Genomic DNA, 20,622 nt, shown 5'->3' with positions numbered 1-20,622 from the left:
CCCTTTCCTCGGTGGGAGACCGGTGGGGAGATGTGACCCGTTCAGCGGTCGGTGGGTCGGCCGATCTCGCTGTCGATGAAGGCGATGAGGTCGTCGGCGCCGGCGGCGTCGAGGCGCTTGCGCACGTCGTCGTCCGGGCCCTGCCGTTCGCCGCCGTCGTCGGTGATCCGGGCGAGCAGGGCCCGCAGCCGGGCGGCGGTGCCGGTCCGGGCGGCGGGGTCGAGGCCGTCGGCGTCGAGCGCGCCGGCCAGGGCCGTGTCCAGGCGGTCGAGTTCGGCGTGCAGTGCGTCGGCTGGTGCTGTCGGGCCGCGGCCGAGTCGCCGGGCGAGGTGCTCGGCGACGGCCAGCGGGGTGGGGTGGTCGAAGACGAGGGTGGCGGGGATGCGCAGGCCGGTGACGGTGCCGAGCCGGTTGCGCAGCTCCACGGAGGTCAGGGAGTCGAAGCCGAGGGCGGCGAACTCGTCCTCGGCGCCGATCTGTTCGGGTGTGTCGTGGCCGAGCACGGTCGCGGCCTCGGTGCGCACCAGGTCGGTGAGGTGCCGGGTGCGGTCCTGGGGGCGCAGTCCGTCGAGGCGGGCGGCGAGTTCTGCGGCGCGATTGCGGCCGGCGGCGGTGCGGCGTCCGCCGATCAGCCCGCGCAGGACGGGGGGCACCGGTCCGGCGAAGGGCAGCGCCGCGCCGGTGCGGGCGGCGGTGCGCATCAGCACGGGGCGGGCGTCGGCGCGGGCAGTGGCCGCGTCGAACAGGGCGAGTCCCAGTTCGGGTTCGAGGGGCGGGGTGCCGGAGCGGTTCATGCGCCGGATGTGGTCCTCGCTGAGCCCGCCGGTCATGCCGGAGCTGTGCGCCCAGGGGCCCCAGGCCAGCGAGTGGCCGGGGCGTCCGGTCGCGGCGCGGTGCTGGGCGAGGGCGTCGAGGAAGGCGTTGGCGGCGGCGTAGTTGGCCTGGCCGGGGCTGCCGACGACGCCGGCGGTGGACGAGTAGGTGACGAACGCGTCCAGGTCCAGATGGCCGGTGGCCCGGTGCAGATGCCAGGCGGCGTCGGCCTTGGGCCGCAGGACGGCGTCGAACCGGTCGGGGGTGAGGGCGTCCAGGACGCCGTCGTCGAGGATGCCGGCGGTGTGCACGACCGCGGTGAGCGGGTGCTCGGCCGGGATGCCCGCGATCAGGGCGGCCACGTCGGCCGGGTCGGCGACGTCGGCGGCGGCCAGGGTGACGCGGGCGCCGTGGGCTTCGAGCTCCTCGCGCAGTTCGGCGGAGCCGGGGGCGTCGGGGCCGCGCCGGCCGGCGAGCAGCAGGTGGCGCATGCCGTGGGCGGTGACCAGGTGCCGGGCGAGGATGCGGGCCAGGCCTCCGGTGCCGCCGGTGATGAGCACGGTGCCGTCGGTGCGCCAGCGGGCCGGACCGGCGTCGGTCGTGGCGGCGGCGTCGGGCACGCGGGCGAGCCGCGCCACGCGCAGGCATCCGTCGCGCACCATGAACTGCTCCTCGTCCGTGTCCGGCAGGGCGGGCAGCACGGCCGCCGAGGACGTGCCGCCGTCGACGTCGACGAGGAGGAACCGGCCGGGGTGTTCCATCTGGGCGGACCGCACCAGGCCCCAGACCGCCGCGGCGGCCGGGTCGGTGACGTCGTCGCCGTGCGGTGCGACCGCGCCGCGGGTGACGAACACCGCGCGGGTGCGGGCGAACCGGTCCTCGGCGAGGAACTCCTGCATCAGCGTCAGTGCGCGGTGCGTCAGTTCGTGGACCGCTCCGGCGGTGTCGTCGGGGTGGCCCGTGAGCGGGACGGCGAGCAGCCGCACCGGCGCGTCGTCACTTTCTCGCAGTTCGGCTAGGGACTTCACTGGTTCCGCGAGCGCGCCGAGGCCGAGGGCCGGGTCGGTGCCGTCGGTCGCGAGGACGTACCAGGGAGCCGGCTCGGTGGGGGTGGCCGGGATGGGCCGCTCCTCCCAGTCCAGGCGGAACAGGGAGGTGCGCAGGTCGGGTCCGGCGGCGGGGGCGTCGGCTCGGCGCTGCGCCGGGCGCAGGACGACGGCGCGGGCGGTGAGGACGGGCGCGCCGGAGGGGTCGGCGGCGACGAGGTCGCGGGTGTCGCCGCTGCCGGTCAGCCGTATCCGCAGCTCGGTGGCGGACACGGCGTGCAGGGAGACCTCGCGCCACTCGGCGGCGAGCAGCCGCTCGGGCTCGGCCTGATCGGCCGCGGTGACGAGGTGCGCGGCGTGCAGGGCGGCGTCGAGGAGCACCGGGTGCAGTCCGAACCCGGCGTGTTCGCCGGTCTCCTTGGGCAGCGCGATCTCGGCGTACAGGTGGTCGCCGTGCCGCCAGGCGGCGCGCAGGGCGCGGGCGGCGGGGCCGTAGGTCACACCGGCGTCGGCGAGTCGGTCGTACAGGTCGTCCAGGGCGAGTTCGGTGGCCTCGGGCGGGGGCCACTGGCCGGCGGCGAACCGGGTGGTGTCGGGTGCCGGGGCCGGTGGCTCGGCGGTGAGCCGGCCATGGGCGTGCCCGGTCCAGTCGGCGTCGGGTTCGTGGGCGGGCCGGGTGTGGCACCACACCGGCCGGCCGCCGTCGTCGCCGGGGGCGCCGATACGGAGCTGGAGTTGGAGGGCGCCCTGGTCGGGCACGGTCATGGGCTCGGTGAGGGCGAGTTCGGCGACGTGCGGCGTGTCGACCTGGTCTCCGGCGCGTACGGCTGCCTCCACCAGGGCGGCGCCGGGCAGCCGGACCGCGCCGTCCACGGCCGAGCCCTCCAGCCAGGGGTGCAGAGTGCGCGACAGGGTGCCGGTGAGCACCAGGTCCCCGGCCCCGGCGACCCGCAGTGCGGCGCCCAGCAGGGGGTGGTCGGTGGCGGCGAGGCCGAGTCCGGTCGCGTCGGCGGAGCGCAAGGAGGCGGTGGGCCACAGCCGGCGGCGCTGGAACGGATAGGTCGGCAGGTCGGGCAGGCGCCGGGCGCCCGTGCCTTCGTACAGAGCGGTCCAGTCGACCGTGATGCCCTCGACGTGCAGGGCGGCGAGCGCGGTCACCGCCGACGCCTCCTCAGGGCGGTCGCGGCGCAGCAGCGGTACGGCGACGGCGGCGTCGGGCGCGAGGTCGGCGACGAGGGAGGTGAGGCCGCCGTCGGGGCCGATCTCCAGGAAGGCGTCGGCGCCGGTGCCGGCGAGGGTGCGGACGGCGTCGGCGAAGCGGACGGGCTCGCGCAGGTGGCGCACCCAGTACTCGGGCGAGGCGAGGTCCTCGCCGGCCGCGGCGCCGGTCGTCGCGGACACGAACGGGATGTGGGGCCTGTGGTGGGTCAGCGTGGCGGTGACGGCCCGGAAGTCGTCGAGCATCGGGTCCATCAGCGGGGAGTGGAAGGCGTGGGACACCTCCAGCTTGCGCGTGCGGCGGTCGCCGAGCCGGGCGAGGACGGCCTCGACGGCGGGCTCGGCACCGGACAGCACCAGCGCGCCCGGGCCGTTGACGGCGCCGATGGCGACCTCTGCGGTGAGGAGGGGCAGCACCTCGTCCTCGGCGGCGGCGACGGCCACCATGACGCCGCCGGGCGGCAGTTCGCCCATCAGCCGGGCGCGGGCGGCGACCAGGGCGCAGGCGTCGTCGAGGGTGAGGATGCCCGCGACATGGGCGGCGGCGATCTCGCCGACCGAGTGTCCGGTGACGTACTGCGGCGTGACGCCCAGGGACACGACGAGGCGGTACAGCGCGACCTGGAGGGCGAACAGGGCGGGCTGCGCGTGCTCGGTGCGGCGTAGTGCCCCGGGGTCGTCGCCCCAGACGATGTCCCGCAGACCGGGCGGGAGGTGGCCCAGCACTTCATCGAAGGCGTCGGCGAACACCGGGAACCGGTCGTACAACTCCCGTCCCATGCGCAGGCGTTGTGCGCCCTGCCCGGAGAACACCAGGGCCGGGCGGCGTTCGGCGGCGGTGCCGCGCACGGATTCGCCGTCGGCGAGGAGAACCGCACGGTGGGCGAAGTGCGAGCGGGCGGCGAGGGAGCGGCCCACGTCGAGCGGGTCACGGCCGTGGGCCCAGGCGGTCAGCGCGCCGATCCGGGCGTCGAGGGCCTCCTCGGTGCGGGCGGACACCGGCCACGGCGCGAGGGCGGGTGTCGCGGCAGCCGTATCCGAAGGCGTCGACTCGGCGCCCTCGATGATGACGTGCGCGTTCGTGCCGCTGATCCCGAACGCGGACACGGCGATGCGGGGCGGCCTGCCCGTCTCCGGCCACTCGGTGGTGTCGGTCAGGAGCGACAGCGCGCCCGAGGACCAGTCGATACGGCTGGAGGGGGTGTCGGCGTACAGGGTGCGGGGCAGCCGGCCGTGGCGCAGCGCGAGCACCGACTTGATGACGCCGGCGACTCCGGCGGCGGCCTGGGTGTGACCGATGTTGGTCTTCACCGAGCCGAGCAGCAGGGGTCGTTCGCGGTCACGGCCGTAGGTGGCGAGGAGCGCCTGTGCCTCGATCGGGTCGCCGAGCCGGGTGCCGGTGCCATGCGCCTCCACGGCGTCGACGTCGGCCGGGGTGAGGCGGGCGCTCGCGAGGGCCTGGCGGATGACGCGCTGCTGGGAGGGGCCGTTGGGGGCGCTGAGCCCGTTGGAGGCGCCGTCCTGGTTGACGGCCGAGCCCCGGAGGACCGCGAGAACCTCGTGCCCCTTGCGTACGGCGTCCGACAGCCGCTCGACGACCAGCATGCCGATGCCTTCGGACCACACGGTGCCGTCGGCGTCGTCGGAGAACGCCTTGCAGCGGCCGTCCGTCGCCAGGCCGCCCTGGATGCTGAAGCCGACGAAGCTGACCGAGGTCGTCATCACGGTGACGCCGCCGGCCAGGGCGAGTTCGCACTCGCCGCCCCGCAGCGCCTGGGCGGCGAGGTGCAGCGACACCAGGGAGGAGGAGCAGGCCGTGTCCACGGTCATGGCCGGTCCCTCCAGCCCGAACACGTACGCCAGCCGGCCGGAGATCACGCTGGCGGCGAGGCCGGTGCCGAGGTGGCCGCCGATGTCCTCGCGGGCGCGGGTGGCGAGGTGGACGTAGTCCTGGCCGTTGGTGCCGACGAAGACGCCGGTACGGCTGCCGCGCAGGGACTCGGGGTCGAGTCCGGCGCGCTCGAACGCCTCCCACGACGTCTCAAGGAGCAGCCGCTGCTGCGGGTCCATCGCGAGGGCCTCGCGCGGGCTGATGCCGAAGAAGCCCGGGTCGAAGTCGGCGACGTCGTACAGGAATCCGCCGCGGGTGGTGGCGCTGGCGCCGGGGCCGGCGCCATGCAGGGTGTCGAGGTCCCAGCCGCGGTCGTCCGGGAAGGGGCCGGTGCCGTCACGGCCGGAGAGCATCAGCTCCCAGAACTGTTCGGGGGTGCTGACATCGCCGGGGAAGCGGCAGGCCATGCCGACGATGGCCAGCGGCTCGTCCTGGGCGACCGGGCGCGTCGACGGTTCGGCGATCTGGTCGGCCGCGCCGTCGTCGAGCAGTTCGGTGAGGAGGTGGGCGGCGAGTCGGCGGGGGCTCGGGTAGTCGTAGACCAGGGTGGCCGGCAGCTGGAGTCCGGTGCCGGCGGACAGGCGTCTGCCCAGCTCGACGGCGGTGAGCGAGTCCATGCCGAGCCTGCCGAACTCGTGGTCGGGGTCGATCTCGTCGCCGCCGCGGTGGCCGAGCACGACGGCCGTCTCGGTGCGCACCAGCCCCAGCAGATGCCGTTTGCGCATCTCCGGGCCGAGGGCGGTGAGCCGCGCGACGAGCCCGGCCCGGGAAGCGGTGCCGTCGGTGGCGGATTCGGTGCGGGGGGTGGGCGGGGCGACGGGGCCGCCGTCGGGCCAGTACCGCTCCCGCTGGAAGGCGTACGTCGGCAGCTCCACGCGGCGCGCTCCGGTGCCCGTGCCGACGGCGCGCCAGTCGACGGGGACGCCCGCGACATGGAGCGTGGCCAGGGCGCCGATCACGGTCTCCTCCTCGCCCCGGTCGCGGCGCAGCAGCGGGGCGGCGACGCCGTCCCGTGGCCCGCCGGCCAGGACGATGCCGCTGAGCACGCCGGTCGGGCCGGCCTCCAGGAAGGCGCCGGCGCCCGCCGCGCGCAGGGCGTCCACCGCGTCGGCGAACCGCACGGTCTCGCGGGCGTGCCGCACCCAGTACTGCGTCGAGCACAGCTCCTCGGGCCCGGCGATCCGGCCGGTGAGGGCCGATGCGACCGTGAGCCGGGGCGGGTGGAACTCCAGTCCGGCCAGGGCCTGTCGGAAGTCGTCCAGCATCGGCTCCATGAGCGGCGAGTGGAAGGCGTGGCTGACGGCGAGCCGGGTGTGCCGCCGCTCGCCGAGGGCGGCCACGACGGCGGTGACCTCGTCCTCGGCGCCCGAGACGACCACGGCGGTGGGGCCGTTGACCGCCGCCAGGGACACCCCCTCGGTGAGCAGCGGCCGTACCTCGTCCTCGGTCGCCTCGACGGCGACCATCACGCCGCCCGGCGGCAGCGCGGCCATCAGCCGGCCACGGGCCGCCACCAGCGCGCAGGCGTCCGCGAGGGAGAGGACACCCGCGACGTGGGCGGCGGCCACCTCGCCTACGGAGTGCCCGGTGACGTGTCCCGCGGTGACGCCCCACGACTCCAGCAGCCGGAACAGCGCGACCTCTACGGCGAACACCGCGCACTGCGCGTGGTCGGTGCGGTTGAGAAGCGCCTCGTCGCTGCCCCACATGGCGTCCCGGACGGCGGCGTCGAAGTGGCCGAGGACCTCGTCGAGAGCGGCGGCGAACTCCGGGAAACGGGCGTGCAGTTCACGGCCCATGCCGAGCCGCTGGCTGCCCTGGCCGGGGAAGACGACGGCGAGGGGGCGGTCGGCGGCCAGGCCGCGGGCGAGCTCCGTCGTGCCGTCGGCGCGCAGGACGGCGCGGTGTTCGAGGGCGGCGCGGCCGGCCAGCGTCCAGGCGATGTCGCGGGCGTCGAGTCCGTCGGCGGCCGACCGGATCCGCTCGATCTGCGCGTCGAGGGCGGTCTCGGTGCGGGCGGAGATCACCCACGGCAGCAGGACGGTGCCCGCGGCGCGGTCGGGTGTCGGTGTGGTGGCGCCGCCGGACGGGGAGCGGTCGGGGCCCGGAGTGGTGACGTCGCCGACCGACGCACGGGTCGCCCCCGGCGCGATGACCGGGGCGTGGTCCGACCCCGGCGCGCCGACCGAGCCGCCCTCCAACCCCGGCGGGCTGGGCGGCTGTTCGAGCAGGACGTGGGCGTTGGTGCCGCTGATGCCGAACGAGGACACGCCGGCCCGGCGGGGGCGGCCGGTGTCCGGCCAGGGGAGGTTCTCGGTGAGCAGCCGCACGGCCCCGCTCGACCAGTCGACGTGCCGGGAGGGCGGGTCGGCGTGCAGGGTGCGGGGCAGGACGCCGTGCCGCATCGCCATCACGGTCTTGATGAGCCCGGCGGCGCCCGCGGCGGCCTGGGTGTGGCCGAGGTTGGACTTCACCGAGCCGAGCAGCAGCGGGTGTTCGCGGTCCTGGCCGTAGGTGGCGAGCAGGGCCTGGGCCTCGATCGGGTCGCCGAGCGAGGTGCCGGTGCCGTGCGCTTCGACGGCGTCCACGTCGGCCGGCGTGAGCCCGGCGCCCGCCAGGGCCTGGCGGATGACCTGCTGCTGGGAGGGGCCGTTGGGCGCGGTGAGCCCGTTGGAGGCGCCGTCCTGGTTCACGGCCGAGCCCCGGACCACGGCGAGGACCTCGTGCCCGTTGCGTACCGCGTCCGACAGCCGCTCCACGACGAGGACGGCGACGCCCTCGGACCACCCGGTCCCGTCGGCGCCGTCACCGAAGGCCTTGCAGCGGCCGTCGGTGGCGAGGCCGCCCATGCGGGAGAACCCGGCGAATCCCACCGGCGTGGACATGACGGTGACCGCTCCGACCAGGGCGAGCCCGCACTCGCCGCCGCGCAGCGCCTGTCCGGCGAGGTGCAGGGCGACGAGGGAGGAGGAGCAGGCGGTGTCGACGGTCAGCGCCGGGCCCTGAAGACCGAACACATACGCCAGCCGGCCGGAGGCGACGCTGGTGTTCAGGCCGGTGGTGGCGTGGGCCTCCACGTCGACGGAGGACTGCATGACGAGGGTGCCGTAGTCCTGGCCGCTGAGGCCGACGAAGACGCCGGTGCGGCTGCCGCGCAGGCTGTGCGGGTCGAGGTCGGCCCGTTCGAGGGCCTCCCAGGCGGTCTCAAGGAGCAGCCGCTGCTGCGGGTCCGTCGCCACGGCCTCGCGCGGGGAGATCTCGAAGAACGCGGCATCGAACTCGCTCGCGCCGCGCAGGAATCCGCCCGCGATCCCGTCGGCGGAGGCGACGCCGGTGTGCTTCTCCCAGCCCCGGTCGTCGGGCATGCCGGAGATGGCGTCCCCGCCGGCCGCCACGAACGCCCACAGCTCTTCGGGCGAGGTGATGCCGCCGGGGTAGCGGCAGGCCATGCCCACGATGGCGAGGGGGTCGTCCGTGGCAGCGGTGCTGGGCGTGGGAGCGTCGCCGACGACGCCCTCCTCGACGAGTTCGCCGAGCAGATGGACGGCGAGGCGGCGTGGTGTGGGGTAGTCGAAGACCAGCGTGGCGGGCAGTTGGAGGCCGGTCGCGCCGACCAGCCGGTTGCGGAGCTCGATCGCGGTCAGTGAGTCCACGCCGAGCCTGCGGAACTCGTGGTCGGCGTCGACCGCCTCGCTCGTGCCGTGGCCCAGCACGCCCGCGGCCTCGGCCCGCACCAGCTCGACGAGGTGGCGGCGCCGCTCGTCGGGCCGCAGTCCTGCGAGCCGGTCGACGAGCGCGCCACGCGTGACGGTCCCGCTGCCTGCGGTACGTCGTCCGGCGCGCACCAGGCCACGCAGCAGAGCGGGGACGGGGACGCCAGGGGGCAGGGGCGCGCCTCCCACGGGCAGCGGCGCGAGGGCCGCCGCGTCGGTGGCGAGCGCGGCGTCGAAGAGGGCCAGGCCCTGCTCCGCGGTCAGCGGCGGCAGCCCGAGCGTCGAGATGCGCCGCTGGTCACGGTCGGACAGCGCCGCGGTCATTCCGCCGCCGTCCTGCTCCCAGCCGGGCCAGCGCAGCGACAGCGCGGGCAGCCCGTGCGCGCGGCGGTGCTCGGCGAGCGCGTCGAGGAAGGCATTGGCGGCGGCGTAGTTGGCCTGGCCGGGGCTGCCCATCAGGCCGGCGGTGGAGGAGTAAAGCACGAACGCGGCCAGATCCAGGTCGCGGGTCTGCTCGTGCAGTTGCCAGGCCACGTCGGCCTTGGGCAGCAGCACGGTGTCGAGCCGGTCCGGGGTGAGGGCGTCCAGCACGCCGTCGTCGAGGACGCCCGCCGTGTGGACGACGGCCGTCAGCGGGTGCTCGTCGGGGACGGCGTTCAGCAGGGCCCGTACGGCGCCGGGCGCGGTGAGGTCGCAGGCGACGAGGCCCACCTCGGCGCCGTGCGCGACGAGTTCCTCGATCAGTTCGCGGGCGCCGGGCGCGTCGGGTCCGCGGCGGCCGGCGAGCAGCAGGTGCCGTACGCCGTGCCGGGTGACGAGGTGGCGGGCGAGGAGGCTGCCGAGGCCGCCGGTGCCGCCGGTGATCAGGACCGTGCCGTCGGGGTCCAGGGCGGGCGGCAGGGAGAGGGCGAGTTTCCCGGTGTGCCGGGCGAGGCTCATGAAGCGGAACGCGTCGGCGGCCCGCCGCACGTCCCAGGTGCGCACCGGCAGGGGCCGCAGGGCGCCGTCGGCGAACAGCGCGTCCAGTGCCGTCAGCATCCGCCGGATGCCGTCGGGGTCCACCCAGCCCAGGTCGAAGGGCTCGTAGCGGATCCCGTCGGGGATGGTGTCCGCGTCGCGCAGATCGGTCTTGCCCATCTCCAGGAAGCGGCCGCCGGGCCCGAGCAGACGCAGTGAGGCGTCGACGAACTCGCCGGACAGCGCGTTGAGGACGACATCGAAGCCCACCGCAGCGAACCGGTCGGCGAAGCCGGTGTCGCGGGAGGAGGCGATGTGGTCGTCCGCCACGCCGAGTTCGCGCAGCGCGGGCCACTTCGGCTCGCTCGCGGTGGCGAAGACCTCCGCGCCGAGGTGCCGTGCGAGCTGGATCGCGGCCATGCCGACGCCGCCGGCGCCCGCGTGCACGAGGACCTTCTCGCCGGGCCTGACGTCGCCGAGTTCGACGAGCGCCCGGTAGGCGGTGAGGAACACCAGCGGCACCGAACCGGCCGTCTCCCAGGACCAGTCGGCGGGCACGGCGGTCAGCTGGCGTTCGTCGACGACGACGCTCGGCGCGAAGCCTCCGGCGACCATGCCCATGACGCGGTCGCCCGGCCGCCGGAGCTCGGCCTCGGGCCCCGTCTCGACGACGACGCCGGCGGCCTCGGAGCCCAGCAGCCCGGCCTCGCCCGGGTACATGCCGAGCGCGCTGAGCACATCCCGGAAGTTGATGCCTGCCGCCCGCACCGCCACCCGCACCTGGCGCCCCGTCAGCTCCTCGTGCGCACAGGGCGTCAGGGCGAGCCCGTCCAGGCTCCCGCGGTCGGTCACGTCCAGCCGCCACGGTCCGGTCCCGGGGGGCACGAGCGCGGCGCCCGCGCCCCGGGCCAGGCGCCCGACCCGCAGTTCCCCGTCGCGCAGGACGGCCTGCGGTTCGCCGTCGTCGAGCAGGGCCGGCAGGGTGGGCAGCAGTGCGGCGGAGGCGTCGTCGGTGTCCACCAGCAGCAGCCGGCCGGGGTGTTCGGCCTGCGCGGACCGGGCCAGTCCCCATACGGCGGCGGCGCCCAGGTCGGTCACGTCCTCGGCGTCGCTCGCGGCGACGGCGCCCCGGGTGACCAGCAGCAGGCGGGAGCGGCGGGGGCGCTCGTCGGCGAGGAAGTCCTGCAGCAGGGCGAGCGCTTGGCGGGTGGCGGCGCGGGCCGCCTCGGCACCGTCACCGGGCCCGGTGACGGACACCACGAGGTGGCGCGGTGCCCGCTCGCCCGCGAGCGCGTCCAGCGCCGGAACACGGGCGGCGCCGTCCAGCCGGGCCGCGAGCCCGAACGGGTCCTCGCCGACCACGGCCCAGGCGCCCTGCGCGACGGCCGGCACCTCGTGGTTCTGCCACTCCAGGCGGAACAGCGACCCGGCGTCGGGCAGGGCAGGGGTGGCGTCGGCGTCGGGCGCGGCGCGCAGGGTGAGGCCGGCGATCGAGACGACCGGGGCGCCCTGCGCGTCGGCGGCGTCGACCACGACGGTGTCCGCCGCGGTGCGCAGCAGGCGGGCGCGCAGCAGTCCGGCTCCGGAGGCGTGCAGGGTCACGTCACGCCACTCGAACGGCAACAGGCGTTCGGAGTCGTGGTCCAGGGCGGCCGCGTGCAGAACGGAGTCCAGCAGGCCGGGGTGGACGCCGTACTCGCCGGTGTCACGGACCGAGGCGTCCAGGGCGATCTCCGCGAACAGCTCCTCGCCGCGCCGCCACAGGGCGCGCAGCCCGCGGAAAGCGGGGCCGTACTCCAGGCCTGAGGCGGCGTAGCGGTCGTAGCGGTCGGTGAGGTCGACGGGGCGCGCGTCGCGCGGCGGCCACTCGGCGGCGTCGAACCCTGCCGGTTCGGCGGCGTCGGGGGCGAGCCGGCCGGTGGCGTGCAGGGTCCAGGGCGCTTCGGGCCGGTCGGCCGGGCGGGAGTGGAACCACAGCTCACGACGTCCGGTCTCGTCCGGTCCGCCGACCTTCAGCTGCACCTGGACGCCGCCCTGGTCGGGCAGCACGAGCGGCACGGCGAGGGTGAGTTCGGCGACGCGTGCGCAGCCGACCTGGTCCCCGGCGCGGATCGCCAGTTCCAGGAAGCCGGTGCCGGGGAAGAAGATCATGCCGCCGACGCGGTGGTCGGCGAGCCATGGCTGTACGGCGGTGGAGAGCACGCCGGTGAGCACGAGTTCGTCGGAGCCGGCCACGACCATCGCGGCGCCGAGCAGCGGATGCCCCACCGCTTCGAGCCCGGCGCCGGTCACCTCCAGGGTGCGGGCACCGCCCGCCGGCCAGTACCGCTCGCGCTGGAAGGCGTACGTCGGCAGGTCCACGCGGCGGGCGCCCGTGCCGGCGAAGAACGCGGCCCAGTCGACGGTGACGCCGTGGACGTGCAGTGCGGCGAGGCCGGTGACGAGCGCGCTCTCCTCGGGCCGGTCCCGGCGCAACAGCGGCTGTACGACGGCCCGTTCGGGCAGGCAGGCGCGGGCGGCGGCAGCGAGCACGGCGTCCGGGCCGACCTCCAGGAAGGCGGTGGCCCCGGCCTCCGCGAGGGCGGACGCGCAGTCGGCGAAGCGCACGGTCTCGCGGACGTGCCGTACCCAGTACCGCGCCGAGCACAGCTCCTCCGGCTCGGCGATCCGGCCGGTCAGCCCGGAGACGACGGCGAGCTGCGGGGTGTGCCAGGTCAGTCCTTCCGCGACCTTGCGGAAGTCGTCCAGGATCGGGTCCATCAGCGGCGAGTGGAAGGCGTGGCTCACCGCGAGCCGGGTGTGCCGCCGCTCCCCCAGCGCCGCGAGCAGGCGCTCCACCTCCGCCTCGGAGCCTGAGAGGACCAGGGCGCGGGGCCCGTTGACCGCGGCGACCGCCACGCCGGGTGTCAGCAGCGGCCGTACCTCGTCCTCGCTCGCCTCGACGGCGACCATGGCACCGCCCGCCGGGAGGGCCGCCATGAGCCGGCCGCGCGCCGTCACCAAGGCGCAGGCGTCCGCGAGGGACAGCACGCCCGCCACATGGGCTGCGGCGATCTCGCCGACCGAGTGCCCGGCGACGAACTCGGCGCGCACGCCCCAGGACTCCAGCAGCCGGTACAGCGCGACCTCTACGGCGAACAGCGCGGCCTGGGTGTGGTCCGTACGGTTCAGCGGCGCGTCGTCCGTGCCCCACATCACCTCGCACAGTCCGGGTTCGAAGCAGGCCAGCGTCTCGTCCAGCGCGGCGGCGAACACCGGGAAGCGGGCGTGCAGTTCACGGCCCATGCCGAGCCGCTGGCTGCCTTGCCCGGAGAACAGCAGGGCGAGCCTGGGGCGGCCGGTGACGTGGCCGTGGAGGGTGCCGGGGCCGGTGAGGTCGGCGAGGGCGGCAGGCGTGTGGTCGACCGCGGCGGTGCGGTGGTCGTGGGCGGCGCGGGTGACGGCGAGGGAGTAGGCGATGTCGAGGGGGCGCAGATCACTGTCGCCGGCGAGGCGTTCACGCAGCCGCTCGGCCTGGTCGCGCAGGGCGGCCGGGGTGGCGGCGGACAGCAGCCAGGGCAGGGCACCGGGTGTGCGGGCGGGCGCCGTCGGCTCGGGCTCCGGCGGGGCGGGCGGGGCCTGTTCGAGGATGACGTGGGTGTTGGTGCCGGTCACGCCGAAGGAGGAGACGCCGGCGCGGCGCGGGTGGCCGCTGTCCGGCCAGGGCCGCTCGGTGCCGAGGACCTCGACCGCGCCGGACGTCCAGTCGACGAGGCGGGTGGGGGGGTCGGCGTGCAGGGTGCGGGGTGCGATGCCGTGCCGGATCGCCATGACGGTCTTGATGACGCCGGCGACTCCGGAGGCGGCCTGCGCGTGGCCGAAGTTGGACTTCACCGACCCCAGCAGCAGGGGCCGTTCGCGGTCCTGGCCGTAGGTGGCGAGGAGGCTCTGTGCCTCGATGGGGTCGCCGAGCGGGGTGCCGGTGCCGTGGGCCTCGACGACGTCGACGTCGGCGGGGGTGAGGCGGGCGGCGGCGAGGGCGGCGCGGATGACGCGCTGCTGGGACGGGCCGTTGGGGGCGGTGAAGCCGTTGGACGCGCCGTCCTGGTTGACGGCGGAGCCGCGGACGACGGCCAGCACCTCGTGGCCGTGCCGTTCGGCGTCGGAGAGCCGCTCCAACAGCAGCACTCCGGCGCCCTCGGCCCACCCGGTGCCGTCGGCGCCGTCGCCGAAGGCCTTGCAGCGGCCGTCCCGAGCGAGCCCGCCCTGGCGGCTGAACTCGACGAGCGGTCCCGGGGTCGCCATCACGTTGACACCGCCGGCCAGCGCCAGAGTGCTCTCGCCGCCCCGCAGCGACTGGCAGGCCAGGTGCAGGGCGACCAGGGAAGAGGAACACGCCGTGTCGACGGTCAGCGCGGGCCCTTCCAGGCCCAGCGTGTAGGAGAGCCGCCCGGACAGGGCGCCGGCCCCGATGCCGCTGCCGACCTCCCCGTCGGCGTCGGCCAGGGAGCGCAGCACGAGGTGGGCGTAGTCCTGGCCGTTGGTGCCCATGAAGACGCCGGTGCGGCTGCCGCGCAGGGCGGCGGCGTCGAGGCCGGTGCGTTCGATCGCCTCCCAGGAGATCTCCAGCAGCAGGCGCTGCTGGGGGTCCATGCGCTGTGCCTCGCGCGGGGAGATGCCGAAGAAGGCGGCGTCGAAGTCGGTGACGCCGTCGAGGAAGCCGCCGCGGGTGCTGAGTTCGTGTCCGTGCTCGTCGACTCCGGCGGAGCCGAGCGCGCCGAGGTCCCAGCCGCGGTCGGCGGGCAGCGCGGACATCGCGTCGGTGCCGTCGGCGACGAGCCGCCACAGGTCCTCGGCCGAGCGCACGCCGCCCGGGTACCGGCAGCCGATGCCGACGACGGCGATCGGCTCCGCTGCGGCGGCGGCCAGTTGCCGGTTCTTCCTGCGCAGACGGTCGACGTCCTTCATGGCGGCCCGCAAGGCCTGGACGACCTGCTCGCTGGGCATCGTGGTCATGGCTGGCTCCGTCACTCGGCGGACTCGTCGGCCGGGCCGGCCGAGTCATCGGGTTCGGTGGGGTCGTCGGGGCCGGCTCCGTGCCCCGTGAGTGCGGCGCGAACGAGGTCGTCGAGCGCCATGGCGTCGATGTCGGCGTCGGGTTCGGGGTCGGCCGGGGGCGCGGTGGCGCCGTTGTCGGTGCCCAGCGCGAGGAGTTCGTCGAGCAGGCCGCTCTCGCGCAGCCGGTCCAGGGGCAGCCGGGCGAGTGCCGAGCGGATCCTGGCGTCCTCCGGGGTCCCGTCGGGCGAGACGGGAGTGTCGGGCGCCTCGGGGGCGAGGTGTCCGGTCAGGTGCTGGGCGAGCGCCAGCGGCGTGGGGTGGTCGAAGGCGAGGGTGGCGGCCAGCGGCAGACCGGTGGCGGCGGTGAGCTGGTTGCGCAGTTCGACCGCGCCGAGGGAGTCGACGCCGAGGTCGCGGAAGAGGCGTTCGGCGCCGATGGCGGAGGCGTCGCGGTGGCCGAGGACGGCCGCGGACCGGGCCAGCACCAGGTCGAGGACGGTGTCGGTGCGGCGGGCCGGGGGCAGTTTGGCAAGCCGTTCGCGCAGGTCGGTGACCGGTTCGGCGGCCCGCTCGGCGGTGTCTTGCGGCCGGTCGTGGCCGGGCAGGCCGCGCAGCAGGGCGCGGGGACGTCCGGCGGCGGGTCCGGCGAACGCGCCCGACGCCAGGCCCGCGACGAGGGCGGTCGGGTGGGGTTCCGTGACGAGCCGGCACAGCATTTCGGCGGCGAGCTCGGGGTCCATGGGCTCGATGCCGACCCGCCGCATGGCCTCCTCGGCGGCGGCGCCTCCGGCCATGCCGCCGCCTCCCCACACGCCCCAGGCGATGGAGGTGGCGGGCAGGCCCTCGGCGCGGCGTCGTTCGGCGAGCGCGTCGAGGACGGCGTTGGCGGCGGCGTAGTTCGCCTGGCCGGGGTTGCCGACGAGGGCGGTCGCCGAGGAGAACAGGGCGAACACCTCCAGGCCGCTGTCGCGGGTGAGTTCGTCGAGGAGCAGGGCGGAGGCCGCCTTGGCGCGGAAGACCCTGCCGAACCGCTCGGGGGTGAGCCGCTCCAGGACGCCGTCGTCGACGACGCCCGCGGTGTGCACGACGGCCGTCAGCGGCAGGTCCTGCGGTATCCCGGCGAGGAGTTCGGTGAGCTGCCCCCGGTCGGCGACGTCGCATGCGGCGAGGGTGACGCGGGCGCCGAGGCCGGTCAGCTCGTCGCGCAGCGCGGCGGCTCCCGGCGCGTCGGGGCCGCGCCGCCCGGCGAGTACGAGATGCGGGGCGCCGGCCTTGGCGAGGCGCCGGGCCACATGGGCGGCCAGGGCTCCCGTGCCGCCCGTGATCAGGGTGGTGCCGGAGGGCTGCCAGGCGGCCGCGTCGGCGTCACGGCCATCGGCGGGCGCCGGGACGATACGGCCCGCGAAGGCGGCGGCGCCACGGACGGCGACCTGGTCCTCGCCGTCGTGCCCGGCCAGGACTGCGCCGAGGGCGTCGAGTTCACGGGCGCCGGGCACGGCGGACGGGAGGTCGACGAGGCCGCCCCAGCGGTCGGGGTACTCCAGCGCGGCGACCCGGCCGAGGCCCCAGACGGCGGCCTGCCGCGGAGCCGGGGCCGCGTCCGCCGCCCCGACCGCCACCGCGCCGCGCGTGACGCACCACAGGGGCGCGGTCAGCCCCGCGTCGCCGAGCGCCTGGACGAGGGCGGCCGTGCCGACGGTTCCCGCCGGCGCCGCGTCGTCGTCCGTGCGGTCGTCGAGTGCGAGCAGCGACAGCACGCCGTCGAATCCGCTGCCGAACGTCCGTACACGAGCGGCGAGTTCGGCCCGCTCCGTGCTCTCGGCGCGCATCCGCACGACGCTCGTACCAAGCCCGTCCAGGACCGCGTCGGTCCAGGCGTCGTCGGCGCCGGACGCGGGCAGCACCGCGAGCCAGGTGCCGGTGGCGCGGCGGGCCGGGAGGCCGGACAGCGGCTGCCACGCCACGCGGTAGCGCCAGCCGTCCATCCGGGTCTCGGTGTCCCGGCCGCGCCGCCAGTCGAGCAGCGCGGGCAGCACCTTGGCCAGGGCGTCGTCATCGACGTCGAGGCGGGCGCCGAGCTCGGCGAAGTCCTCCTTCTCGACGGCCGTCCAGAAGTCGCCGTCCCCGCCCTGCGCGGCCCTGCGGGCGGTGTGCTCGGGCCAGAACCGCTCGTGCTGGAAGGGGTACGTCGGCACATCGACGCGGCGCGCGCCCGTGCCGGCGAAGTACGCGTCCCAGTCCACGCCGAGCCCGGCGAGCCGCAACCGTGCCACGGCCGTGGCCACCGACTCGGCCTCCGCGTGGTCCCGGCGCAGCATGGGCACGGCGAGCGCGGACGCGGCCTGACCGGATCCGGCCATGCCGAGCAGCACGCCGCCCGGTCCGACCTCCACGAGCACCGACACCTGACGTTCGCTCAGAGCCTCGACGCCGTCGGCGAACCGGACCGCCTCGCGCACATGCCGCACCCAGTACTCGGGCGAGCCGAAGCCGTCGTCGGCACCGGCGAGGCGTCCGGTCACGTTGGAGACGACCGGGACGGCGGGCGCCGTGACGGTGAGGCCGGTGAGCTCCGCGCGGAAGTCGGCCAGCATCGGTTCCATGTGCGGGGAGTGGAAGGCGTGGCTGACGCGCAGGCGGCCGGTGCGGCGGCCCAGGTCGGCGAAGTGCCCAGCGATGCGCAGCACTTCGTCCTCGTCGCCGGAGACGACCACCGCGTCGGGCCCGTTGACGGCCGCCAGTGACACCCGGTCGGTGAGCAGCGGACGGACCTCGTCCTCGGTGGCCTGCACCGCGCTCATGGCGCCGCCCTCGGGCAGCCGGCCCATCAGCCGGGCCCGGGCGGCGACGAGCCGGCAGGCGTCGGCGAGCGTGAGCGCGCCCGCGACGTGGGCGGCGGCGATCTCGCCGACGGAGTGGCCGACGACGTAGTCCGGGGTGATCCCCCAGTGCTCCAGGAGCCGGAACAGCGCGACCTCGACGGCGAACAGCGCGGGCTGCGCCGTGCCGGTGTGGTCGAGGGCGGCCTCGTCCTCGCCCCACATCACGCCTCGCACGGCCGGGTCGAAGTGGCCGAGCACCTCGTCCAGCGCGGCACGGAAGGCCGGGTGGGTGTCGTACAGCTCCCGGCCCATGCCGAGGCGCTGGCTGCCCTGGCCGGGGAAGAGGAAGGCGACCCGGCCGGGGCGGGGTGCGTCCGCGCGCAGGACGCCGGGGGCGTCGGCGGTGCCGGTCGGGTCGGCGAGGGCCGCGAGGCCCGCGGTGAGGCCGTAGTGGCCGGTGACGGTGAGCGCGGCACGGTGCTCGAACAGGGCGCGGCCGGTGGCCAGCGTGTACACCAGGTCGGCCACGGCCGGGCGCGGTTCGGCGGTGACCCGGTCGAGCAGTCGGCGGGCCTGGTCGCGCAGGGCGGCGGGGGTGCGGGCGGAGAGCACGACGGGCAGCGGGTGCCGTACGTCCCGCGTGGGCTCGTCACTCGGCACCACGGGTGCCTGCTCCAGGACGACGTGGGCGTTGGTGCCGCTCGCGCCGAAGGAGGACACGCCCGCGCGGCGCGGCCGGCCGGTCTGCGGCCAGTCGGTCGCCTCGGTCAGCAGCCGTACGGCGCCGGAGGCCCAGTCGATGTACGGGGAGGGTGTGTCGGCGTGCAGGGTGCGCGGCAGCAGACCGCTGTGCATGGCCTGCACCATCTTGATCACGCCGGCGACACCGGACGCGGCCTGGGTGTGTCCGATGTTGGACTTCACCGAGCCGAGCAGCAGCGGGTGTTCGCGGTCCTGGCCGTAGGTGGCGAGCAGGGCCTGTGCCTCGATCGGGTCGCCGAGGCTGGTGCCGGTGCCGTGCGCCTCGACGGCGTCGACATCGGCCGGGGTCAGTCCGGCGCCCGCCAGGGCCCGGCGGATGACGCGCTGCTGTGCGGGCCCGTTGGGTGCGGTGAGGCCGTTGGAGGCGCCGTCCTGGTTGATGGCCGTACCGCGGACGACGGCGAGCACGGGGTGCCCGAGCCGCTCGGCGTCCGACAGCCGTTCCACCACCAGCATGCCGACGCCCTCGGCCCAGCCGGTGCCGTCCGCGGCGGCGGAGAAGGCCTTGCAGCGGCCGTCGGCGGACAGCGCTCCCTGCGCGGTGAACTCGACGAAGCCGACCGGCGTCGACATCACGGTCACACCGCCGGCCAGCGCCACGGTGCACTCCCCCGCACGCAGCGCCTGCACGGCGAGGTGCAGCGCCACCAGCGAGGAGGAACAGGCCGTGTCGACGGAGACCGTGGGGCCCTGCAGCCCCAGGGCGTAGGCGACGCGGCCGGAGAGCAGGGCGCCGGACTGCGCGGTCTCCCAGCGGCCGAGGTCGTCCGGGAGCCGGTAGTCGCCGCTGGTACCGCCCACGAACACGCCCGCGTCGCCGCCGCGCAGCCCCGTCGGGTCGATGCCCGCCCGCTCCAGCGCCTCCCAGGCGGCCTCCAGGACGAGCCGCTGCTGCGGGTCCATCACGAGGGCCTCGTTGGGCGAGATACCGAAGAAGCCGGGGTCGAAGTCGGCGGCGTCGGCGAGGAATCCGCCGCGCCGGGTGACACTGCCGCCGGGGCCCCCGGACAGCAGCCGGTCGAAGTCCCAGCCGCGGTCGAGCGGCATGTCGCCGGTGGCGTCGACCCCGGCGACGACGAGGTCCCACAGGTCCTGCGGGGACCGTACGCCGCCGGGGTAGCGGCAGCTCATGCCGACGATGACGATCGGGTCGTCGCTCGCCCCGGCGGGGACGGTCGTCTCCTCGACCGCCGACTGACCGGTGGTGCCGAGGAGTTCGGTGAGCAGGTGGCGGGCGAGTTCGTCCGGGGTGGGGTGGTCGAACACGGCCGTGGCGGGCACCGTCAGACCGGTGGCGCGGGCCAGCTGGTCGCGCAGATCGACGGCGGCCAGCGAGTCGAAGCCGAGGTCACGGAAGGGGCGGTCGGCTTCGATGGCGTCGGCTGCCGCCGTGCCGTGGCCGTGCCCGAGGACGAGGGCGCTCTTCTCCCGCACGAGACGCAGGAGTCGGTCGGCGCGTTCCGTCCCGGGAAGGGCGCGGAGCTCTTCGCGCAGGTGCGCGGCCGGGTCGTCGCCGGGCTCGGTGCCGGTCGCGGCGGACAGCGCGTCGCGGGCCTCGGGCAGGGCGGCGAACAGGGCGGTCGAGGCGCCGCTCGCGGTGTGCGCGGGCGCGAACGTCGTCCAGTCGACACCGGCGACGGTGACGGCGGGCAGGCCGAGCCCGACGGCCCGGTCGAGGGCGGCGAGTGCGGTGTCCGGGTCGAGGGCCGGAATCCCGCTGAGCCTCAAGTGCCCGGCGAGGGACGGTTCGACGGTGCCGGCCCAGGCGTTCCAGGCGATGGCCACGGCGGCCCGGCCCTGCTCCCGGGCACGTTCGGCCAGGGCCTCCAGGGCGGCGCCGACACGGGCCTGCGCGGCCCGGCCACGGGCACCCCAGGTGGCGGCGACGGAGCCGAACAGCACGAAGGCGTCCAGGTCGCGGTCGGCGAGGAGGTCGTCGAGGGCGAGTACGCCGGCGAGGGCGTCGTCGAGAGTGGTCTCCGAGGGCTGCTGGGCAGGCGCGACGGCGGGGGCGTTCGGCCCCTTGTCGCGACCGAGTTCTCCGGCGCGGGCATCGTCGAGGGTGGTCCCCGGGGGTTCCTCGGCATGCACGACGGCGGTGAGCGCGGCGGCGTCCGGGCCGTCGAGCAGCGCGGTCAGGGCGGTGCGGTCGGCGATGTCGCAGGTGTGGACCGTGAGCGGGGCCGCCGCTTCGGTGCCGGCGAGGACGCGGTCGGCGGTGTCGGGGGCGGGCGCGCGGCCGACGAGCAGGACGCGGTCGGCGCCCCCGAGGGCGGCCCGGCGGGCGACGGCCCTGCCCATGGGGCCGGAGCCGACGACGAGCACGGTGCCGCGCGGCGTCCAGTCGGCACCGCCGGCGTCGG

Annotated in this window: 2 protein-coding genes (1 of these 2 running past the window's edge); both read right to left on the bottom strand. The window is 76.1% G+C overall.

Annotated features, from left to right (window positions below; genetic code table 11):
* Nucleotides 1-41: 41 nt before the first annotated feature.
* On the bottom strand, nt 42-14,648 hold the full coding sequence (locus tag OG254_RS44475; protein ID WP_405593432.1) for an SDR family NAD(P)-dependent oxidoreductase: 14,607 nt from the start codon (nt 14,646-14,648) through the stop codon (nt 42-44).
* Nucleotides 14,645-20,622: the final stretch of a type I polyketide synthase gene (locus OG254_RS44470; RefSeq protein WP_405593431.1), read on the bottom strand. The gene runs 32,506 nt beyond the window's last position; only the last 5,978 of its 38,484 coding nucleotides appear in the window; its start codon lies off the right edge, out of view — the gene reads right to left on this strand; it ends in the stop codon at nt 14,645-14,647. The genes OG254_RS44475 and OG254_RS44470 overlap by 4 nt, the downstream gene beginning before the upstream one ends.

It is taken from the genome of Streptomyces sp. NBC_01092 (genome assembly GCF_045039535.1).
Lineage (GTDB): Bacteria > Actinomycetota > Actinomycetes > Streptomycetales > Streptomycetaceae > Streptomyces.
The sequence above is the reverse complement of the archived record's forward strand: the minus strand, read 5'-3'. Positions and strand labels throughout refer to the sequence as shown.